General features: G+C 39.2%; 14 protein-coding genes. 12 read left to right on the top strand and 2 right to left on the bottom strand.

The window, feature by feature from the left end; translation table 11 throughout:
• Positions 1–14: 14 nt before the first annotated feature.
• The 6 genes from smc (at position 15) to uvrC (ending at position 11,828) form a co-directional block, all read left to right on the top strand.
• Entirely contained in the window at positions 15–3,569 is a 3,555-nt protein-coding gene (gene smc, locus RYP29_RS02195) for a chromosome segregation protein SMC (RefSeq protein WP_311531885.1), read from the top strand.
• Complete coding sequence (gene ftsY, locus RYP29_RS02200; protein WP_005384208.1) at positions 3,569–4,504, top strand: signal recognition particle-docking protein FtsY; 936 nt, start codon at positions 3,569–3,571, stop codon at positions 4,502–4,504. Before smc ends, ftsY begins: the two co-directional genes overlap by 1 nt.
• The gene (locus tag RYP29_RS02205) at positions 4,494–4,877 is read left to right on the top strand and encodes a hypothetical protein (protein ID WP_205097073.1); all 384 of its coding nucleotides are present in this window, start codon (positions 4,494–4,496) and stop codon (positions 4,875–4,877) included. The genes ftsY and RYP29_RS02205 overlap by 11 nt, the downstream gene beginning before the upstream one ends.
• The gene (gene uvrB, locus RYP29_RS02210; RefSeq protein WP_311531889.1) at positions 4,877–7,057 is read left to right on the top strand and encodes an excinuclease ABC subunit UvrB; all 2,181 of its coding nucleotides are present in this window, start codon (positions 4,877–4,879) and stop codon (positions 7,055–7,057) included. The genes RYP29_RS02205 and uvrB overlap by 1 nt, the downstream gene beginning before the upstream one ends.
• Positions 7,054–9,906, top strand: a complete 2,853-nt coding sequence (uvrA, locus tag RYP29_RS02215) for an excinuclease ABC subunit UvrA (protein ID WP_311531891.1) — start codon at positions 7,054–7,056, stop codon at positions 9,904–9,906. Before uvrB ends, uvrA begins: the two co-directional genes overlap by 4 nt.
• A gap of 83 nt (positions 9,907–9,989) precedes the next feature.
• Complete coding sequence (gene uvrC / locus RYP29_RS02220; RefSeq protein WP_311531893.1) at positions 9,990–11,828, top strand: excinuclease ABC subunit UvrC; 1,839 nt, start codon at positions 9,990–9,992, stop codon at positions 11,826–11,828.
• Positions 11,829–11,901: 73 nt separating this feature from the next.
• Here uvrC and RYP29_RS02225 read toward each other — a convergent pair whose 3' ends face one another.
• The gene (locus RYP29_RS02225; protein ID WP_311531895.1) at positions 11,902–13,257 is read right to left on the bottom strand and encodes an MATE family efflux transporter; all 1,356 of its coding nucleotides are present in this window, start codon (positions 13,255–13,257) and stop codon (positions 11,902–11,904) included.
• Between the two features lie 191 nt (positions 13,258–13,448).
• On the opposite strand from RYP29_RS02225, the gene RYP29_RS02230 reads away from it, so the two are divergent.
• From RYP29_RS02230 to RYP29_RS02255, 6 genes are all read left to right on the top strand, one after another.
• The gene (locus RYP29_RS02230; RefSeq protein WP_311531897.1) at positions 13,449–14,108 is read left to right on the top strand and encodes a TerC family protein; all 660 of its coding nucleotides are present in this window, start codon (positions 13,449–13,451) and stop codon (positions 14,106–14,108) included.
• A 161-nt stretch (positions 14,109–14,269) separates the two neighbouring features.
• Positions 14,270–14,938, top strand: coding sequence for a TerC family protein (locus RYP29_RS02235; RefSeq protein ID WP_009660870.1), 669 nt, complete (start codon positions 14,270–14,272; stop codon positions 14,936–14,938).
• Complete coding sequence (gene rlmD / locus RYP29_RS02240) at positions 14,938–16,398, top strand: 23S rRNA (uracil(1939)-C(5))-methyltransferase RlmD (RefSeq protein ID WP_311531899.1); 1,461 nt, start codon at positions 14,938–14,940, stop codon at positions 16,396–16,398. Before RYP29_RS02235 ends, rlmD begins: the two co-directional genes overlap by 1 nt.
• A 159-nt stretch (positions 16,399–16,557) precedes the next feature.
• A complete protein-coding gene (locus tag RYP29_RS02245; RefSeq protein ID WP_227068121.1) occupies positions 16,558–17,310 on the top strand; it encodes a hypothetical protein in 753 nt (250 codons plus the stop codon).
• A 164-nt stretch (positions 17,311–17,474) separates the two neighbouring features.
• A complete protein-coding gene (locus tag RYP29_RS02250; protein ID WP_227068120.1) occupies positions 17,475–17,894 on the top strand; it encodes a hypothetical protein in 420 nt (139 codons plus the stop codon).
• Between the two features lie 68 nt (positions 17,895–17,962).
• Positions 17,963–18,613: a DUF4304 domain-containing protein gene (locus RYP29_RS02255; protein ID WP_311531902.1), complete on the top strand. Its 651-nt coding sequence runs from the start codon at positions 17,963–17,965 to the stop codon at positions 18,611–18,613.
• 129 nt (positions 18,614–18,742) lie between these two features.
• Here the strand turns inward: RYP29_RS02255 and RYP29_RS02260 are convergent, their stop codons facing one another.
• Entirely contained in the window at positions 18,743–21,022 is a 2,280-nt protein-coding gene (locus tag RYP29_RS02260) for a TonB-dependent receptor (RefSeq protein ID WP_311531904.1), read from the bottom strand.
• Between the last annotated feature and the right edge of the window lie 220 nt (positions 21,023–21,242).

Below are 21,242 nucleotides of genomic sequence, written 5' to 3' on the forward strand. Positions count from 1 at the left end.
GAAAGGAGGCAGTCATGCAATTACTGCGGCTAGAATTAAAAGGATTTAAATCCTTTGCTGATAAAACAGTTGTAAAATTCTCCCCAGGGATGACTGCCGTTATTGGTCCTAACGGGAGTGGTAAAAGTAATATTACGGATGCTATGAAATGGGTTTTAGGGGAATCCAATGTGCGTAATTTACGGGGCCAACGTGCAGAGGATATCATTTTCTCTGGCACAGAAAAACGAAAACCGATGAGTGCTGCCGAGGTTACCCTTGTATTTGATAATGCAGATGGTCAACTCGATGTGGATATGCAAGAGGTAGCCATTACACGTCGTATCTATCGGACAGGTGAAAGTGAGTTCCTCATCAATAAACGGACCTGCCGTCTAAAGGATATTCACTTGTTATTAGCTGATACAGGCCTTGGCAAAGATTCGATGGCTATCATTGGGCAAAATCGTATCGATGCTATTCTTAATAGTAAACCAGAAGAACGTCGCCTTATATTCGAAGACGTGGCAGGCATTTCTCGTTTTAAAATTAATAAAGAGGATGCATTGCGTCGTATTGCGAGCACTGACCGAAATATGGAACGCGTTCGCGATATTATGGCGACCATTGAGGAACAATTAGGACCTCTGGCAGAAAAAGCGGAAACGACGAAAAAATATATGGCATTAAGCCGTAGTAAACGCGAATATGATGGTGTTATCGGCTTTCACAATTACAAGACGGCTGATAGATTATTAACCCGTGCAGAAAATGACAATATTGCATTGAAGGATGAGGAAATTGAATTACAAACGCAATTATCGACTCTCGATGCACGACGTCATACATTACAAGCTGAAAATGCAAAGGATCAAGAACAATTAAAATCTTGGGAAGCACAGTTTAGCGAAAAACAACGGGAAGAAGAACGCATCAATGGTACTGTAACACTACTAGAAGAACAGTTGCGTACAACTAAGCGCGAAGTAGAAGATACTTCTCTGCGTATTAGCGAAGCAGAAGCGTCTAAAAAGGGTGAAGAGCAGCAATTGCTTATTTTAGATCGCCTTATTGAGGATGAAACGGCTCAATTAGAATCTGAACGCACTCAATTCGTAGTTTTAGAGGAAAATTATAATAAGGCCATTGCTCAATTAGAGGCGGAACAATCATCATGGAAGTCCTTAGAAAGCGACAGACAAGCCTATCAACAGCGTCAATTAGATTTAGTTGCTAGTATTGAAACAGCGAAGGCTACATTGCGAAATTTAGAATCTCGTAAATCTGAGTCCGCTGTTCAAGTAGAAACATTAGAAGCGGAAATTAAAGAGGTTCAATCCAATTTATCGGCAGCGAAATCTGAACATGAATCCTTAGAAACTCAATTTAATGAGTTATCTAATAAACGGAAGTCCTTAGTTGATGAAGAACGGTCTGCATCAGAACGATTGCGAGAAGCTCGAAAAGCATTAAATCGCATGAGTAGCGATGTGCAAAAGGCACAGGGGCGATTAGAATTATTAGCACAATGGGCAGAACAACATGAAGGTTACTTAGAAGGAACTAAAAACATCCTTAACGGTAAGGGCCCATGGCGTGAAGCGATTAAAGGGGCGGTAGGTGATTTATTTACCGTAGATAATCGATTTACTGTTGCTATCGAAATCGCATTGGGTGGTAGTGTTAACCATGTTGTGACAACGACAGCTAAAGCTGCATCAGAAGGCGTTCAATTCCTTAAATCAATACAAGGGGGGCGCGTTACCTTTTTACCAATGGATTCTGTAAAAGGGCGACCTTATGATACTCCTGCATTGTCGGAAGATGGTGTCATTGGGACAGCTGTCGACTGTATTGAATTCGATGCTGCCTATAATCATATATTCCAATATTTGTTGGGCCGTACATTAGTTGTAGAAACAATGGAACGGGCTATTGCGTTACAAAAGAAATATAATCAGCAGTTACGCATCGTTACATTAACGGGCGAACAATTCCAACCAGGTGGGTCCTTAACTGGTGGTGCAACGAAGAAAAAACGCAGTTCCTTGTTAAGTCGTCGTGAAGAAGCGGCTCGTTTAGCGGCCGAATTAGCTTCTGTAGAAGAGCGTACGGCCAAGCTTGAACAACAAATTAAAGATGAAGAAAATCGTATTGAACGGGCGCAACGTGAGCGAAGTGTGTTGGATGAACAATATCAACACACCAATCTTTTGTTCTCGGCCAGTCAAGCGAAGATTCAGAACATTGAAAATCAATTAGAACGTAAAAAGCGTGTGCTTCATGATGAACAGGAACGTATCGTTCAAATTGACGTGGACATGGGACAAACAAAACATGTGCTTTCACAATCTGAATCAGAATTGTCAGCGTTACATAATTCACCTGAACAACAAGGTGATCAATCGGCAATTATGGAACGATTAAGTACGCTGCAAAAGGCACAGCAAGAGGCATATGAAGCTTTTACAGCCTCTAGATTGTTTTGTGAACGTTTAGAAAGCACTATAGAAGAACGTAAGGTACAACAAGAGCAACGAAAGCAAAATTTGGAAACCATAGTATCTCGCTTAGAACCTCTCATGGAGTTATTACACTCTAGTGAAGAGCGTTTGAATATTGTGATTCCTGAACAAATTCGAGTTGCTAATGAGTCTCTTGAAGCGATTCGTGGAGAGGTTGAAAAATTTCGCGCTTTACGTGATGAAGCGTATCAATCGACTGCTGGTGCACGGGAGGAGATTGAATCAATTTTAGCTGAACAAGACCGACTCAACCAGCGGTATAAGGTGGTTCAAAATCGTCTAGTTGAAGCAGAAGGTAAATTGACGCGTTATCGCATGGATTGTGATCGTGCTGTAGAGGATTTGAATGAATTAGGCTATTCATTAGAAGATGCACAGCATATAAATATTGCCGGCTCTGTGAATGATTGGAAAATGGAACAAGCTCGTTTAATGGCAGAAATTGCAGAACTTGGATCTGTAAATCCTAATGCTGTAGAAGAGTATGAAGAGACGAAAACTCGGTATGATTTCTTATCGAATCAATTATCAGATCTCGATACGGCAAAAGAGCAATTACAGGCGGTTATCGCTGAAATGGATAAGGCCATGAGCACGCAACTCTATGATGTATTAGAGGTGGTAGGTAAGCAGTTCCAACATGTATTCAGTCAATTATTTGGTGGTGGTACGGCTCAAATCGTACTTACCGACCCAGAAAATATCTTGACTGGTGGTATTGATTTCTACATCCAACCACCAGGGAAAAAGCGTCAGCAATTGACGTTGCTATCTGGTGGAGAACGAGCACTCACAGTTATTGCCTTATTGTTCTCGTTCCTCGACTATCGTCCGGCTCCATTCTGTGTGCTTGACGAAGTTGATGCTGCTTTGGATGAAGCAAATGTAGAGCGATTTAGTTCTTATTTGAATCGGGTAAATAAGGAAACACAGTTTATCGTCGTATCACATCGTAAGAAAACGATGGAAGCTGCCGAAGTATTACAAGGGGTTACCATGGTGGAACGCGGTGTATCTCGATTATTAACGGTTTCATTTGAAGATGTGAAGGAGGATCTAGCATAATGGCATTTGGATTCTTTAATAAAATTAAAGAGGGCTTAGAAAAAACTCGTAAGTCCTTTGTAAAAAATGTAGAAACAGTGATCATTGGTTATGCAGAAATCGATGATGATTTTCTTGATGATTTAGAAGCGGTCATGCTCACTAGCGATTTAGGTCCTAAGACTACAGAGTATTTGATGAAGGAAATCCGCCGTGGTGTTACAGAAGGTGTTATTAACAATACTGGTGATGTAATGCCATTCATGGAAGACCGCATCACAGAAATGTTAGTTGACCAAGAGGATGAAATCACACTTCATCACCCAGAGGTTATTCTGGTTGTTGGTGTTAATGGTGTGGGTAAGACTACAACTATTGCTAAATTAGCAAACTACTATACTAAAGAAGGTAAAAAGGTTATCATCGCTGCTGGAGATACATTCCGTGCGGCGGCGGCGGACCAATTATCCATCTGGGCTGACCGCGTAGGTGTGCCTATCGTAAAACATAAAGAAGGCGCTGATCCTGCAGCCGTTGTATATGATGCGATGGAAGCGGCAAAAGCTCGTAATGCAGACATGGTAATTGTCGATACGGCTGGTCGTCTTCATACAAAAGTAAATCTTATGGAAGAACTTAAAAAAATGGGCCGCGTAGCGAACAATCATGTAGAGGGTGCTCCGCATCAAACATTGCTTGTTCTCGATGGCACTACAGGTCAAAATGCGGTAAGCCAAGCTAAATTATTTGGTCAAGCCGTACCTGTTAATGGTATTGTAGTTACTAAATTAGATGGTACTGCGAAAGGTGGCGTAGTTATTTCTATTAAAGAAGAACTAGGTGTACCTGTACGTTGGATTGGCGTTGGTGAAGGCATGGATGATTTACGTCCATTTAATGCAAAAGAATTTGCCAATGCACTATTTAATAAAGGAATGATTCAAGGTGACAAATAAATATAACCGGGAATTCTTACTTGAATATGTAGAATCTGAAAATAAAAAAAATCAATGTAATGTAAGCCTAGAAAATATGGAAAAAATCGTTAGCTTAATCGAGTATTTCGGTATTGAATTATATCGTCCTATTACGAGATTACTACTTTCAAACTGGGAAGAGATTACAGATCGTATTAATAACTATACTGAATCAGATTGGATGATGGCCGATGAAATTCAAAAGACCACGCCTACATTAGATCGCTTCTCCATTGCTATGCTCATCGAAGTGTTAGAAGGTGAGGATACATTGAACCAAGCTGAAAATGCAGGTCGTCGTTTGTCAGAGGAAGAACTCAAGGCTATCCGTAAACATCAGGATGAACAGTAATGAAACATAATAGCTATAACTATGAAGGGGGCCAACCATTTAAAGTGGAGGCGCCCTTTACGCCTACTGGGGACCAACCTACAGCCATTCAATCTCTTACAGACGGGATTGAGCGTGGCGAATGGGCTCAAGTCCTATTAGGTGCGACTGGTACAGGAAAAACCTTTACCATGGCAAAGGTCATCGAGGCGGTTCAGAAACCGACCTTGATTATCGCCCATAATAAAACATTGGCCGCTCAACTTTGTAGCGAGTTTAAAAGTTTCTTCCCTAATAATGCGGTAGAATACTTTGTATCTTACTACGATTTTTATCAACCAGAAGCGTATATCCCTTCTAGCGATACGTACATCGAGAAGGATGCATCTATTAATGATGAAATCGATAAATTGCGCCATAGTGCTACTATGAGTTTATTTGAGCGCCGAGACGTTATCATCGTTGCTTCTGTTAGCTGTATTTATGGCTTAGGTGATCCGGAGGACTATTCTGATCTCGTATTGTCCTTGCGATTAGGTCAGACGAAATCTCGTGATGAAATTCTGTCTAAACTCGTAGATATCCAATATACGCGTAATGATATGAATTTTATTCGCGGTACATTCCGCGTACAAGGGGACACCATAGAAATTTTCCCTGCTGCCTATAGTGAAAGAGCAATTCGGGTGGAACTATTCGGCGATGAAATCGACCGTCTTGTTGAGGTGGATGCATTAACGGGAGAAGTCATTGCAGAGCGCAAACATGTTGCAGTCTATCCTGCATCTCACTATGTTACAACGAAAGAAAAAATGAAAATTGCGGTAGAGCGCATTGAGGCAGAACTTGATGAGCAGTTGGCAAAACTGAAAGCAGAAGATCGTCTGCTCGAGGCGCAGCGTCTTGAACAGCGCACCCGTTATGATATAGAAATGATGCAAGAAATGGGCTACTGCTCAGGCATCGAAAACTATTCCCGCCATATGTCGGAGCGTAAAGCAGGGGAAGCACCATATACATTGATAGACTACTTCCCAGATGATTTCCTCATCATGGTAGACGAATCGCATGTGACGATTCCACAGGTTCGCGCTATGTACAATGGGGATAGAGCGCGTAAAGAATCTCTTATCGAATATGGCTTCCGTTTGCCGTCAGCTCTCGATAATCGACCATTGAAATTTGATGAGTTTGTAGAACGAATCAATCAAATCGTGTATGTATCAGCAACGCCAGGACCGTATGAAATGGAAGTAGAAACGAATGTGGCAGAGCAAATCATTCGTCCTACAGGGCTACTTGATCCATCCATTGAAATTCGTCCTATTAAGGGGCAAATGGATGATTTACTCGGTGAGATTCATAAGCGCGCCGCTAAGAATGAACGGGTTCTCGTTACGACATTGACGAAGAAGATGGCTGAAGATTTAACGGAATTCTTGAAGGAAATGGGTGTTCGTGTTCGTTACCTTCACTCGGATATCGTTACCATCGAGCGGGCTGAAATCATTCGTGATTTGCGGGCCGGTGTATTCGATGTATTAGTCGGTATCAACTTGCTCCGCGAAGGCCTCGATATGCCAGAGGTTTCCTTGGTGGCCATTTTAGATGCCGATAAGGAAGGTTTCTTACGCTCTGATACAGCTATGATTCAAACTATCGGTCGTGCAGCGCGTAATGTGAATGGTCATGTTATTATGTATGCTGACCGTGTAACAGGTTCTATGCAACGCGCTATGGACGAAACAGATCGTCGTCGTGCAGTACAAGAGGCATATAATATTGAATATCATATTACGCCAAAATCTGTATCTAAAGATGTGAAAGAGCTTATTGAGCTCACTAAAATTGAAGAAGATATGGTCACCGATGGCAAAGGGCTTTCACCAAAGAAGGGGAAAAAGAAATCCTCTGCAGCTGGTATGGACCATGGCCACGAACCATATGCTCAAGATGCAGATGCTACTAAGGTAGCAGAGATTACAGCGGAAGAACTATATAACAAGATTGAAGAGCTTGACCATCAAATGAAGGCGGCTGCTAAACAGTTGGAATTTGAAAAGGCTGCCAAATTACGTGACCAATTGGGCGAACTTCGTCAACAATGGTCCGATATGCATAGTGTCGGTGACAGTAAGTTAAAAAAACCACGAAAAAATTCTAAGAAACAATCACCAAAAAATAAAAAGGTACATATATGAAAGATCAATTGATTGTAAAAGGTGCACGTCAGCATAACCTTAAAAATATAGATATTTCACTACCGCGAGATAAGTTTATTGTCTTAACTGGTTTAAGTGGATCCGGTAAATCGTCTCTTGCATTCGATACGATTTACGCAGAAGGCCAACGACGGTATGTAGAATCACTGTCGGCGTATGCTCGTCAATTTTTGGGTCAAATGGATAAGCCTGATGTAGATTATATTGAAGGTTTATCACCGGCCATTTCTATCGACCAAAAAACCACAAGCCGTAACCCTCGTTCTACAGTTGGTACGGTGACGGAGATTTACGACTATTTACGGCTATTATTTGCCCGTGTTGGACATGCTCATTGTCCAGAGTGTGGTAAACCCATTACACAACAAACGATTCAACAAATGACAGATGATGTAATGAGCTTTCCTGAAGGAACAAAGATTTTAATCTTAGCACCTATGATTCAAGGGAAAAAAGGGGAACATAAATCTGTCTTTGAACAACTGCGAAAAGAGGGTTTTGTCCGTGCTCGCGTTGATGGTGTGGTACGTACGATGGATGAGGATATTGTATTAGAGAAAAATAAAAAACATTCCATCGATATTGTTGTAGATCGTCTCGTTGTAAAAGAAGGTATTGAATCCCGGTTAGCAGACTCTATGGAGACCGCATCAAAATGGGCAGAAGGTATCGTTATTGTTCAAGAGGTCGATGGCCCAGAGCATATGTATAGTCAGAACTTTGCATGCCCAGATTGTCATATTTCACTGCCTAAAATTGAGCCCCGTATGTTCTCCTTTAATAGTCCCTTTGGAGCATGCCCCGCTTGTTTGGGAATTGGCTCTACTATGGAGGTTGATGAGGAGCGCGTCATTCCAGATGGCTCTATTAGCTTTGCCGATGGTTGTGTACAGGCGTTGAGCTCTAATCCTAATGCATGGTTTATGCGTCAGTTAGAAGGCTTGTTGAAAGCGAATGGGCACTCCTTAGACTCTACCTATGATGAATTACCTAAGGCATTACAGAAGAAGGTCATGTACGGTACTACGGACAAGGTGGCTTTCACCTATGAAAATATGCGCGGTGAAGAAAAGGAATTTTTCACTGAATACGAAGGTATTTTGCCGATGGTGAAACGCCGTCATAGCGAAGCCTCTACCGATTCTATGCGCGAAGAATTTGAAAAATTCATGTCCATTAAACCATGTACGACCTGTCATGGTGCCCGTCTTAAACCCGAGGTATTAGCGATTACCGTTGGGGATATGAATATTAATGAAGTAACCCAGTTAACGATTAAAGAAGCGCTAGATTTCTTTAGTCATTTGCAATTGACTGACAGAGAACAAGTGATTGGTGCACAGATTCTAAAAGAAATTAATGCTCGGCTAGGCTTCCTCAATAATGTAGGCCTTGATTACCTTAATATGAATCGGAGTGCAGGCACCTTATCTGGTGGTGAAGCACAGCGTATTCGGTTAGCAACGCAAATTGGTTCTGGTCTTGTTGGTGTATTGTATATTCTTGACGAGCCATCCATCGGTCTACACCAACGAGATAATGATCGACTTATCGATACCTTAAAAGGGTTGCGTGATTTGGGAAATACACTGCTCGTTGTAGAACACGATGAGGATACGATGCGCGCTGCAGATTACCTTGTAGACATTGGACCAGGTGCGGGCGAGCATGGTGGTCAAGTCATTGCAACAGGGACTGTAGATGAGGTTATGCAGGTGAAAGACTCCATTACCGGTCAATATTTGAGTGGCCGCAAGTTTATAGCTCTTCCTGACGAACGACGTAAACCTGGTAAAAACTGCATCGAAATTCGAGGTGCCAAAGAAAATAATCTACAAAATATTAATGTAAAATTCCCTATTGGACTATTTACTGTAGTTACAGGTGTCAGCGGTTCTGGTAAGTCTACCTTAATCAATGAAATTCTGTATAAAGGGCTAGCTAATCAGTTGTATCGTTCGTATCACAAGGTGGGGGCCCATAAAGAAATTCGCGGCCTTGAGCATATCGATAAAATCATCAATATTGATCAAAGCCCTATCGGTCGCACACCTCGCTCTAACCCTGCCACATATACGGGTGTATTTGATGCAATTCGTGAATTATATAGTCAAACACCAGAGGCTAAGATGCGCGGGTATAAACAAGGGCGTTTTAGTTTCAATGTAAAAGGTGGCCGCTGCGAAGCTTGTCGTGGGGATGGTATCATCAAAATTGAAATGCATTTCTTACCAGATGTGTACGTGCCTTGTGAGGTCTGCAAGGGGGCTCGCTACAACCGGGAAACACTAGAGGTTAAATATAAGGGCAAATCTATTGCCGATGTGTTAGATATGACCGTAGATGATGCAGTAGAATTCTTTAGTGCTATCCCTAAAATCTACAAGAAAATGGTAACATTGCAAGAGGTTGGTCTTGGCTATATTCGTTTAGGCCAAGCGGCAACCACATTGTCTGGTGGTGAAGCACAACGGGTTAAATTGGCCACAGAATTAGCACGTCGCAGTACAGGTAAAACATTATATATCCTTGATGAACCTACAACAGGCCTTCATGCGGAAGATATTAGAAAGCTTCTAGATGTATTGCAGAAATTGGTAGATGGTGGCGACACAGTTATCGTAATTGAACATAATCTAGATGTTATCAAAACGGCTGATTATATTATTGATCTAGGTCCTGAAGGTGGTAACCGCGGTGGTACCATCGTGGCTACCGGTACACCGGAACAGATTGCAAATGTGAAAGAAAGTTATACAGGAAAATTCTTAGGTCCTGTATTAAAACAGACTAATACATTTATGAATGCTGCAAAGAAAAAGAAATAATTTGTATGGCACTGCCTTGCATGGTTGCGACAATGAAGTATTAATTATAATGGTATGGAGAATTGACGAAGAAAGGAGGATATATGCCGTCTGAAGAGTTATTAGAAAAGGTTAGCCATTTACCGACCACACCAGGGGTTTATTTATGGCGTGATCAATATAACCGCATCATCTATGTGGGTAAAGCGATTAATTTACGCAATCGCGTGCGATCCTATGTGCGTAATGATGCGAATCGAGCGCCTAAGGTAACGGCGATGATGAAGCGTGCCGTCGATGTAGAGATTATTCAAACAAAGACGGAAATGGAAGCCCTCATATTAGAAAATACGCTTATCAAAGAACATAAGCCGAAATACAATATTTCCCTTAAGGACGATAAAACGTATCCTTATGTTAAAATCTCTGTTCAAGAAGACTATCCTCGCGTATATATGACACGTCGCCTTGAGCGGGATGGGGCTAAATATTTTGGGCCCTTTACCGATGTAACAGCCGTTCATGTAGTCCTCAAGTTGATTCGTCAGTATTTTCCATTGCGTACCTGTAAATCGATGAAGGTAGAACGCCCTTGTTTGCAATATCATATGCACTATTGTGAAGCGCCATGCTTTCATAAGATATCAGTACCGGATTATCGTAAATATATCGATGAAATTATAGAACTCTTTGAGGGCAAACCAATTCCATTGCTTAAAGAAATCAAAGAGAAGATGGAGATAGCTGCGGAAGAGCTTCGATTTGAAGAGGCAGCACGTTATCGAGACCAATTGACGAGCATTGAAAAAATTCAAGAAAAACAGCGGATGGTAACGCAACGTGGTGATCTAGATGTACTGGGGATAGCTGTAGATGGTCAATTGGCATGTGTACAATTACTCTTTATTCGAGGTGGCCGTCTATTAGGCCGAGAAAACTACTTCGTGCAAAATGAAGGTGACTCGGAAGAAACCATTATGACTGATTTTATTAAGCAGTACTATGGGGATACTACCTTTATTCCTAAAGAGCTATTATTGCCTATGGAAAGTTCTGAGCAACATCTATTTAAGGATTGGTTCAGTGACATGAAGGGCCAACAGGTCGATGTCCTTGTGCCTCAGCGGGGCTATAAGATGGACATGATTAAAATGGCTCATGAAAATGCTGAAACATTCCTTGAAGAACGTCGCCGCCAATGGCAATACCAAATCGATAAGAGTGGAGGTGCCGTTAAGAAATTGGCGGAGGTCCTCGATTTACCTCGATTACCAGAGCGTATGGAGTGCTTTGATATTTCCCATACACAAGGCTCTGAAACCGTAGCCTCCATGGTTGTATTTGAAGGCGGCAAGCCAGCTAAGAAGGAGTATAGACGATTTAAATTAAAGACTACACAGGGAAAGCCCGATGACTTTAAATCGATGGCAGAAATCATGGAACGCCGCTATGGTAATGAAACGGATTGGCCTATGCCAGACCTCATTATTATCGATGGTGGTAAGGGGCAACTCAATGCATCTATACCGCTCATACGCGCCGTAGGTGTTACAGATGTGCCAGTCATATCCTTGGCTAAACGGATAGAAGAGGTCTTTGTAGAGGGGCAATCGGATAGCATCATTTTGAGTCATCATTCACCAGAGTTGCAATTATTGCAACAAATTCGTGATGAAGCCCATCGATTTGCTATTACCTATCATCGTAAATTGCGGGGCAAACGTAACTTAGAATCCGTACTCGATCACATTGATGGTATTGGTCCTAAACGACGTAAGGCTTTATGGGCTCATTTCAATAGCTTAGAGGCTATGAAAAAAGCCAGTATAGATGAATTAGCTAAGGTCGATTCTATGAACTATAAGACGGCGGAAACATTATACAATTTTTTCCGCATGTCGAATGTTGAAAAACAAGATGTATTACAAGGCAATACAATGTAATACAAAAATAGTTAATACCTTATAGTAGAAAAGCAGCACTGCTGAGTATGACTTGCAGTGCTGCTTTTGTGCGTTATGCTTTTATATGTACTTGTTTGTGTTGAATATACCATGTTCGAATGGTGAATAGTATGCCTGCTACAATTACGCTAGCTAATAGGCCTATCCATACACCAAATGGGCCGTAATTTGGGTTGTTGGCAAGAATGTATGCAATAGGGAAGCAAACGCCCCAATAGGAAACGAGAGAAATATAGAATACAATTTTTACATCCTTGTAGCCCCGTAGAATACCTTGTAACGGTGTACCAATGGCATCGAAGGCGGAGAAGAAAACGCCATACCCGAGGAATCTATAAATTAGATTATATACCTCTTCATCATTTGTAAATAATGTAGATATGCTTTCCATATGAGTGAATGTGAAAGCACAAATCAAAATCGCAATGACAATGGCTAACACGCGAGAAATGTAGGAGTATTGAATAGCTTCTTTATGTCGCTTAGCACCGACTTCATAGCCTACGGCAATGGTGGAAGCCATGGCAATGCTAAGTGGTAAGCAATAGAACACGTTGGTAAAGGCAATGACCGATTGGTGAGCTGCCACGACAGCGGATCCAAAGTGCACCATCAATAGGCCGGCAATACTGAAAATGCTGGCTTCAAAAAAGATGGAAGAACCGATTGGCAAGCCGATTTGTAATTGCTCACGTATGTATTGCCATTTGGGGCGTACCCAATCTTTATAGATACGATATCCCTTTAATTTAGGATGGAAGAGCACCATCGCACTAAATAAAATAAAGTTTGTCCAACATGCTCCGGCAATACCATAACCAGCACCGACACCACCAATTTCAGGCAATCCGAAGTGCCCAAATATCAGTGAGTAGTTTAAGAATACATTCACTACAAAACTCGTTACTACAATGGCCATAGAATAGTGAGTCAACCCGTGGGAATCAACGGTGTTACGCAATGTATTAACCCATAACAGAGGGAATAGGCCAAGTGCGAAAGCTTTCAAATAATTGATACAAACAGCCGTAGCAGCAGGTTCTAAGTTAAGGAAATTTAGTAATGGTACTAATCCGAAAACACCGATTAATAATATAATAAGTGCTAGGGTTGTTGCAATATAAAACCCTTGGTAGACGATGGTAGGTATACTATCTGTTTTCTTGGCTCCTAATAGCTGTGCAATGATCGGGGTGATACCCATTAGTGTCCCTTGTGCAAAGATATAGAATAATAACCATAGATTGTACCCTGTAGCAACCCCAGCTAAATCAATTGTACTATATTGTCCTGTTAAGAAGATGGCGATAAATGTGCCCCCTACAAGAGAAAATTGGGTGATGCACATAGGAGTAAATAATTTAATGAACAACCATAATTTTTGTAGTATAGAATATGTTTGATACATAATGACCTCCTAAATTGATGATATATTTTAACATAGTCTATCTATTATGGCTAGGTGTATTAAAAACTATAGAATATAGTTATATACAGGTATTCGTATTACGAATAGATGGATACATTACAGTATTGTACAAGGTAGATGCTCTTTAGTATAATGAGTATATTAAATATTTTCGTTATAGGAGGTACGAATTGGACATTGTATCTGTTCAAGGTTTGTTGGCAATGTTACAAATCATTGTCATCGATATTCTGTTGGCCGGCGATAATGCCATTGTGATTGGCATGGCTGCACGAAATTTACCGGCTCATTTACAAAAGAAAGCAATTTTCTGGGGCACAGCAGGTGCTATCATTTTACGTCTCGTTATGGCATTCCTCTTCGTTGAGGCTTTAAATACAATTCCAGCGCTTCGTTTGGTAGGTGGTATCCTTTTATTATGGATTGGGTACAAGCTCGTTGCTGATGATGACAGTGAGCATAATATCGAGGCCAAGGATAGTTTGCGAGCTGCCATCATGACGATTGTCATTGCTGACGGTATCATGGGTATCGATAATGTAATCGGCGTAGTGGGCGCTGCAGGTGGCCACATGACAATGGTTGCTATTGGTATGCTTATTACGGTGCCTATCATCGTGTATGGTAGTACATTATTTGTGAAAGTCATCGAGCGTTTCCCAATTATTCTCTACGTTGGTGGTGGTATCCTAGGATGGGTCGGCGCTGGCATGAGTGTGGAAGATACATTGATTGCTCATACAGTTGAACCGTATGCGCTGTATATTAAAATAGCTGCCGTTATCCTCGTAGTAGGCGCATCGTTAGTGGCAAAACAATTTAAAAAATAATTGGAATGTATAATATCTCTTCTCTTTTTTACAGGAGGAGAGATATTTTTTTGCAGTAGATTATGAAAGATATTAAAGCATTTGTTTTAGATGAGAAAATACATAAAATATGGTATAGTTAAGGGATAGTTATAGAATTAATTATAGTTGAGGTGCGTATAATGGAATTTTTAGAAGCGGCCACGTGGGTTACGATTGGCAAGATTATATTGATAGATATTTTATTAGCCGGAGATAATGCTGTAGTTATCGGTATGGCAGCCGGTAAATTAGCACCAGAACTTCAAAAGAAAGCCGTTATATGGGGGACGGTAGGTGCCATTTTAATGCGCCTTCTGTTTGCCACCGTTTTGGTAGAAGCGTTAACCTTGATTCCTCTCGTTCATTTAGGCGGTGGACTTGTGCTTATATGGATTGCCATTCAGCTTTTAAAAGGCGATGATGAAGAGGCTCATATTGAAGCTAAAAATTCTTTAATGGGTGCTATTTGGACGATTATCGTTGCTGACGCTATGATGAGTATCGACAATGTCATCGGTGTTGTGGGCGCTGCAAGAGGTCATTTAGAGCTTGTTATCGTTGGTATGCTAATTACGGTACCTATCATCGTATTTTGTTCTACACTATTCGCTCGTATTATTAACAAATTCCCAGCCATTCTTTGGGCTGGCGGTGCACTACTTGGATGGGTTGCCGGTGAAATGATCGTAGAAGATCCACTTCTTTTACCATATATTCAAGGGGAAGAATTACTCGTTAAATTTGGTGCGGTATTCTTTGTACTCATTGTGACTGGTATCATTAAAATTTGGAAGAAAAGAGACGCGTAATGAACGGTACAGGTCGTACATCTCGTAAATATAAATCTAAAGGTAGACAACAACATACAGGTGGAAAACTTTCTAAAAAACAACAGGCCATTCTAAATGCGCCTGTTAAACTTGGTGAGGAGGTGTTGGTAACCATTCACGGTATTGGCAGTAGTGGAGAAGGTGTAGGTCGCGTAGATGATTTTACCGTCTTTGTTCCCTTTGCCTTGCCTGGTGAAACTGTGAAAGTAACTATAAATATGGTGAAAAAGACATATGCTACAGGTAAATTAATTGACATTGTTACACCTGCTGATAATCGTATTGAGCCTACTTGTGAGTTATACGGTATATGTGGCGGATGTCAATTACAACACATTACCTATGAAGGGCAACTTTCACTAAAAACACAAAAGGTGAAGGATGTTATTGAACGAATTGGTCACCAAAATCCTGATCTTGTAAAACCTGCACTAGGACCAAAAGAACCTTGGGCGTATCGAAACAAGATGCAAATGCCTGTCGGTGGTGCTAGAGGCGACATTCAAATGGGATTCTATGCAATGGGATCTCACGATATCGTACAGGGGACGAATTGCCCTATCCAAGATGATGGAAATAATACAATTGCTCAAGTGTGTTATGACATTGCTAAAGAACTTGATGTTGAGCCGTACGATGAACATACAGGCAAAGGTGTATTACGACATGTAATCGGTCGCATTGGGCAATCTGGATGGATGGTTATTCTCGTAACTGCTACTGATTATTTACCGCATAAAGAAGCATGGGTTAAAAACATAACCAATCGTATACCACAAGTGGAAACCATCGTTCATAATGTGAATGGTAAACGAACCAATGTCATTTTAGGTCCTACTAATCATGTTATCTATGGAGATGGTACAATCACTGATCATATTAAGGACCTACGTTTTAACTTGTCACCACATTCATTCTTCCAAGTCAATCCAGAACAAACTACGGTGCTTTATGATCAAGCGTTAGCTTATGCAGACTTAAAAGGTAATGAAACTGTTATCGATGCGTACTGTGGTACAGGTACCATCTCATTATTTTTAGCTCATAAAGCTAAACATGTTATCGGCATTGAAATTGTAGAGCCAGCCATTATCAATGCTCGTGAAAATGCACGACGTAATGGCTATGACAATACTGAATTCATCGTCGCTGATGCGGCTGTAGAAATGCCAAAACTCTATAAAGCCGGCATACGACCAGACGTCATCGTATTCGATCCAATTCGCGCAGGCTGTAAAGAAGAGGTATTGACATCTGCAGCTAGTATGGAACCTAAACGCATTGTCTATGTATCCTGTAATCCAGCCACTATGGCACGAGACATTGAAATCCTTACACACTACAGCTATGAACTAAAAGAAGTACAACCTGTAGACATGTTCCCAATGACCGCTCACGTTGAGGCAGTGGCTTTGCTTACTAGGAACGAAGTGACGTAGTGAGCATTAGCACTGCCCATGTGATAGGCGTCCAAGAACACGAGACGAAGACGAAGTGCGATTGGAAACGCCGAACCACTGAGGCAGTGGCTTTGCTAACTAGAAGCAAAGCGATGTAGTGAGGATTAGAATGGCTCATATTGGAGATGTCCAAAATTTATGGAAAAGCTTATTTTTAAAAGTATATGTTTTGTAGGTGAGACTATGAACTTTAAGAAACAAATTGTTTTATTTTCAATTTTAGCTATGTCTGTTATGGCAGTATCTGCTGAAGATATTCGTACTTATAATCCTCAAGTTATTGAGAAACACCAAATTACAAATGAAGATATTGCATCAGCAACATCTTATGGACAGTCTTTAGTAGAAAAGAAAAATATCAAAATGATATCTACTGCTAAGAAAAAGTTTATTAAAAGACGTTATGGTGGAATTTTCCCAAGAAATGAATTGCAAGGTATCGTATATGTTCAAACTCCATTCGCAATTTTTGCAAATACGGCATTGGAGGATGCTAGAGGTGTAGCAAGTACTTATTCAACAAGAAATGCTACTAATATATTACAGGTTAGATCTTTCCTTTATATGCCGGAAAGTAAGATGTATAATGATACTAATAATGTCGTTATATCTATAGTACAAAATGGAAATACATATTATCCAACAGAGACCGTACGTGGCGATGATCAATTTGAAGGTCCTGGTATGTGGGTAACAGTAGGTTATCAATCATTATTTGATTTATCTAATATCGATACTAATAGCTCTTTTGAAGTTCATATTAAGTCGGATGCAGTTAAAGTTGGAGATGCGGTAATTCAGTTTCCAGCATTAAATTCGTCAAATAAGTATGTTTTGGATGACTCTTATTCACTTTATAGAGGTGATGCAGTGTTTATCGTTAAGAAATAATATTTATTTAAGTGCATTGTTCTAGAACTGAATAAATCTGATTTTTTATTTAGACTTAATATAATAAAGCGGCTGTAATAGAATACACTTCGTTTAAATAATCAAATAATAGTTTTATAATATATTTAAATTACAATTTTAGATTTCATATTATGAGGAATAATATGGAGTTTATACATGATAGAAAGAGTAATATTCTTTTCAGTCTTTATGGTAGTAAAGTAAATAGAATCAGAATTCATAATAAAACATTGACGTTAACAGTTGACGAAATGTATCAATTGGTAGACGGTGAAGAAAGAGCTTTTTCCGGTGAAATATCTTTTAAAGACTGTGATGTGGATTTGTGTAAGGTACTAATATTTAACAAAACCTTACGGGAAGGTCGATTTACTGGAAAGTCCATTTGTTTACATGATTTTATGAATGAGTATGCAGATTCAGAATTTGAAATAATTACTGAAGGCTATTATGCTAATACAACTACATATACCGGGTGGCTTTGGGCCGATGAAAAATCTCCAGTATCCATGATTATGTATATTTGGAATAGCGGAGATATGGTGTATCGTGTCAAAAAATAACCCATGTTTTTACCGATAAAGTAATCTTTAAAAGAAATACAGCACTATTTAGGAGGACTTCTACAATTTTGAAACCTAGAGAGTTATGTGAAAAAGCTTGGCAGGAGATAGCAAGTAAATTTCCTGATTTTAAGGTAGTTAGTAAAGGTCAGAAATTAAAGAAAACCTCTAAGAATAAAGACCTTATCTTTGAAATCTACTTTCAAGCTAATAGAAATAACTATGCAGATAGCGTAGAGTTTGTTCCACATATTGCCATTTATTCTAAATCTATGAAAAAAGCTAATATTCATAACGGGTTTGTATATGGCGGAGAATTAGGTCGTTTGTTAAATAGAACGGAATGGCATTGGTATCAATTAGCAGGTGCTAACTATCAATATACTGTAGATGAAGTTAGCAAGTTATGTGAGGAATATATAATACCGCTATTTGACGGTTTTGAAGATACAGAACGTAATATTGAAAAACTTATAGAGGGAGATATAAACGATTATAATCTACCGTATTATATTTATCATTATGGTGGAAAAGATAAAGCTCAACAATATTTTAATAAAATAATCAAAAATTCTGAGTTAAGAAGTATGTATATTGACTTTTATAATCAGTTGAAAGAAATTCCTAAAGAAAATATTTCATTAGGCGTGAGTGAATTTTATGGATCCACTATGATTGAATTTGCATATATAAATGGAATAATAATTGAAGAAGAATAAATAAGTCCATCGCATAGAAACGATATGCGATGGACCTTTTTTTGCTTTTATATATTAAATTTAGATAGATTTTATATGGTTGTGGTTAAAGCAAATAGAAGTTATATAGTAAAATTTGATGAATGATTACTAAAATTTAAACTTCATACTTGCAGAATATGTACGGCCTGCGGTAGCTTCATCATCGTAGAAAATACGATTAAATACATTTTGAATACCTAATTGTAATGTCGCTTCTTTGGAGAATTTGTAATTCATTGCTACATTAGAGATAAAGTAGCTATCTGAGGAACCGTATTGACCTGTAATATCATCTACTGATTGTCGACGACTTACATATTGAGCATCCCAAAGGGCATTCCATTTACCATTAGTATATTCAAGACCTGCATGGAAGATGTGTTTAGGTATATCATAATTGATTTCCTCATATCCGCTTGCATTTGTGTTAGGAAGATCTTTATGTTTTATACGACCCATTTGCCATGTATAGTTTCCAAATACAGACCATTTTGAGGATAGTTGGTGGCGAAGTTCTAATTCTATGCCGCGACGAGTTTCTTGGTCTACATTTTCATACATTTTATAATCTACATCACCATTATTATCATAATGTGTTACATATTTAACCTTATCCTTCGTTTTTACATAGAATGCAGATAGATTTAATGCAGTTTTTGTGCCCCATTCTTTTTTCATACCAACTTCAAATGTATCTGAACGTTCTGGATCAAGATTTGGATTCGCTCGTACTACATCTGTGTAACGATATACTTGACTAAGTGGTGGTGGATTAAAAGAGTGACCATAGGAAGCATATACATTTAGCGAATCGGTTACATAATGTTCAATTGCTAATCTTGGACTCCATTCAGTATAGCTACCTTCACCATGATTTACGGTGTCGTATCTATTATTGGTCGTATCATAGGTAACATGCTGACCATCGAATTTTTTGAATCGGTCTATACGAAGTCCGGTATAAATAGCCCAATTGAAATTAGGACGATATGTGTCTTGGACGAATAGGGCTAAATTATTTGTAGCACCTTTATTGATTTCATACAATCCCCCAGGATATGTGGTTGAATCAAAGGAAGAATGATTTCTCCAATTAGTTAATTCTCTTCGTTTTTGCTCAAAGCTTTCCTTTTTCCAGTTAATGCCCGCAACAACGCTATGTTTCCCCATACGATCCCATACTTTTTGTGCATCAAAATTAATTGTTTTTCCAGGATAGAATGAATCATCACCAGGGCCGCTGTAGTTAGGTGTATTTGGATTGTTAGGGCTAGAGAATCCATCTTTTTTTCGATCTAATATATTGAAAGTAACTTGTAGCTTATTTTTGTCATTTTTATATTGTAGGTTATGAGCATGATATTCTTTTAATCCATCATAGCCTAAGTATCTACTTGTTCTAAGTGCTACATATTTTTGATTGTTAATTTTGATATTTCCAGAGAAGATAGGTGCACCATTTACGGTTATGGTACTCATTGGATTCTCATAAGCATATCTATTTTTCGTATATAGATAAGAGTAGGTTAATGATTCTCTATCACGGAGTTTCATCGTTACATACGCAGATAGATTCTTATTATTAAATGACTTATCTCCTCGACTACCTAATAGATAGGAACCATCTTTGGTTTGTGGAACTGGGTTATCTGGTGTAACTGTTACAGTAGACGGCCTTATGTTGGCAGCTCTGCCGGTAATAAAGAAACCTGGATAACCATCTGTTTTTCTTTGCTCTCCGGACATACCGACAGTAATACGATTAGATACTTGTGCATCAAACCCTAACTCATTATTTAGTGTCCCATGAGATCCATATCCAATTTGTCCATGCCAATGGATATCTTTTACAGATTGTTTTGGTTGTTGTTGTTTTGTTTGAATGTTGATAACACCAGCAACACCTCTGCCACCATATAAAGAGGAGCTAGGACCACGTACTAATTCGATCCTTTCAATAGAATGTACTGGTATAGCTTCCCAATCAACACCATTATTAAAGGTGTTATTCATTGGTACACCATTGAGTAATACTAAGATGTCAGTAGAATCAAAACCGCGAATTTGTAATCCACCGTTTGCTTTTTGGCTTTTATACACGCCAGGTAACATTTGTAGAGCATCTGTTACGGTATCAACTCTTCGTGTTTCAATATCTTTGTCTGTTACAACAGATACAGCACTTGGTGTTTTTATGATATCCTCCATAGTTCTAGTAGCAGTTACCGTGATGGTATGTGATACTTTAGGTTCATCGGCCACGTTGGTATCTGCTGCATATACAATAGATGCGCTCATAGCCGTTAAAATCATTGAAAATAATATGATTTTTGATGTACTGGTTTGCTTACAACCAGTTAATGTTTTCTTTCGTTTACCTTTTTTCATATTTATGACCCTCTACACTGATAAATAGTTAAAACACATCATTTTTAGTATAGCATTGAAAAAAATAAAACATTATGAATACTAGTTATATGATTATAAGTAATGCTAATTATATAAAAAACGAAAATAATTTATAATTAATTTATATTATAGATTTTTTATTTAAAAAATAGCATAAAAATCTAGTTATCCGCATAAAAACTGGACTTATCACACTTTA

The sequence above is a fragment of the uncultured Veillonella sp. genome (assembly GCF_963534045.1).
In the GTDB taxonomy this organism is placed as follows: Bacteria; Bacillota; Negativicutes; order Veillonellales; family Veillonellaceae; genus Veillonella.

What these genes read in the sequence shown, in the direction of transcription:
- ftsY (WP_005384208.1), top strand. Translation starts at nt 3,569, where the DNA reads ATGGCATTTGGATTCTTTAATAAAATTAAAGAGGGCTTAGAAAAAACT.
- uvrC (WP_311531893.1), top strand. Translation starts at nt 9,990, where the DNA reads ATGCCGTCTGAAGAGTTATTAGAAAAGGTTAGCCATTTACCGACCACA.
- RYP29_RS02245 (WP_227068121.1), top strand. Translation starts at nt 16,558, where the DNA reads ATGGAAAAGCTTATTTTTAAAAGTATATGTTTTGTAGGTGAGACTATG.
- RYP29_RS02250 (WP_227068120.1), top strand. Translation starts at nt 17,475, where the DNA reads ATGGAGTTTATACATGATAGAAAGAGTAATATTCTTTTCAGTCTTTAT.
- uvrA (WP_311531891.1), top strand. Translation starts at nt 7,054, where the DNA reads ATGAAAGATCAATTGATTGTAAAAGGTGCACGTCAGCATAACCTTAAA.
- RYP29_RS02235 (WP_009660870.1), top strand. Translation starts at nt 14,270, where the DNA reads ATGGAATTTTTAGAAGCGGCCACGTGGGTTACGATTGGCAAGATTATA.
- RYP29_RS02225 (WP_311531895.1), bottom strand. Translation starts at nt 13,257, where the DNA reads ATGTATCAAACATATTCTATACTACAAAAATTATGGTTGTTCATTAAA.
- smc (WP_311531885.1), top strand. Translation starts at nt 15, where the DNA reads ATGCAATTACTGCGGCTAGAATTAAAAGGATTTAAATCCTTTGCTGAT.
- rlmD (WP_311531899.1), top strand. Translation starts at nt 14,938, where the DNA reads ATGAACGGTACAGGTCGTACATCTCGTAAATATAAATCTAAAGGTAGA.
- RYP29_RS02260 (WP_311531904.1), bottom strand. Translation starts at nt 21,022, where the DNA reads ATGAAAAAAGGTAAACGAAAGAAAACATTAACTGGTTGTAAGCAAACC.
- uvrB (WP_311531889.1), top strand. Translation starts at nt 4,877, where the DNA reads ATGAAACATAATAGCTATAACTATGAAGGGGGCCAACCATTTAAAGTG.